Origin of the sequence: Rathayibacter sp. AY1B6 (assembly GCF_002932755.1) — a bacterium.
Classification (GTDB): Bacteria; Actinomycetota; Actinomycetes; order Actinomycetales; family Microbacteriaceae; genus Rathayibacter.
In genome coordinates this window covers 1-1,361 of record NZ_PSWL01000046.1, presented here as the reverse complement: position 1 = coordinate 1,361, position 1,361 = coordinate 1, and the positions used below count along the sequence as shown (strand labels likewise).

The window sequence follows — 1,361 nt, the reverse complement described above, 5'->3', positions numbered from 1 at the left end:
GACTCAGGTGGTCAGGTAGAGAATACTAAGGAGATCGAGAGAATCGTGGTTAAGGAACTCGGCAAAATGCCCCCGTAACTTCGGGAGAAGGGGGGCCTGAGGCGTGAACGGACTTGCTCCGGGAGCGTTCGATGGCCGCAGAGACCAGTGGGAAGCGACTGTTTACTAAAAACACAGGTCCGTGCTAAGTCGCAAGACGATGTATACGGACTGACGCCTGCCCGGTGCTGGAAGGTTAAGAGGAACGGTTAGCCGCAAGGCGAAGCTGAGAATTTAAGCCCCAGTAAACGGCGGTGGTAACTATAACCATCCTAAGGTAGCGAAATTCCTTGTCGGGTAAGTTCCGACCTGCACGAATGGCGTAACGACTTCCCAGCTGTCTCAACCGCGAACTCGGCGAAATTGCATTACGAGTAAAGATGCTCGTTACGCGCAGCAGGACGGAAAGACCCCGTGACCTTTACTATAGTTTGGTATTGGTGTTCGGTGTGGCTTGTGTAGGATAGGTGGGAGACTGTGAAGCGGGCACGCTAGTGTTCGTGGAGTCATTGTTGAAATACCACTCTGGTCACTCTGGATATCTAACTTCGGACCCTAATCGGGTTCAGGGACAGTGCCTGATGGGTAGTTTAACTGGGGCGGTTGCCTCCTAAAGAGTAACGGAGGCGCCCAAAGGTTCCCTCAACCTGGTTGGCAATCAGGTGGCGAGTGTAAGTGCACAAGGGAGCTTGACTGTGAGACTGACAAGTCGAGCAGGGACGAAAGTCGGGACTAGTGATCCGGCAGTGGCTTGTGGAAGCGCTGTCGCTCAACGGATAAAAGGTACCTCGGGGATAACAGGCTGATCTTGCCCAAGAGTCCATATCGACGGCATGGTTTGGCACCTCGATGTCGGCTCGTCGCATCCTGGGGCTGGAGTAGGTCCCAAGGGTTGGGCTGTTCGCCCATTAAAGCGGTACGCGAGCTGGGTTTAGAACGTCGTGAGACAGTTCGGTCCCTATCCGCTGCGCGCGCAGGAAATTTGAGAAGATCTATCCCTAGTACGAGAGGACCGGGATGGACGAACCTCTGGTGTGTCAGTTGTTCCGCCAGGAGCACCGCTGATTAGCTACGTTCGGAACGGATAACCGCTGAAAGCATCTAAGCGGGAAGCCGGCTTCGAGATGAGATTTCCATCCCTTCGGGGGAGAGGCTCCCAGCCAGACGACTGGGTTGATAGGCCGGATGTGGAAGACAGGACTAAAGACTGTCGGAGCTGACCGGTACTAATAAGCCGATAACTTGATAATCACTACACTCATACCGTTGTAAAGGCTGGTAGGAGTGGTCAGAGATTGCTTGCGTCCACTTTGTGGTTCCCA

Annotated in this window: 1 rRNA gene (running past one end of the window); it reads left to right on the top strand. The window is 54.0% G+C overall.

Annotated elements, in window-relative coordinates:
* A 23S ribosomal RNA gene (locus tag C5D08_RS16460) occupies window positions 1-1,289 on the top strand (it extends 1,926 nt beyond the left edge of the window).
* The last annotated feature ends 72 nt before the right edge of the window (window positions 1,290-1,361 follow it).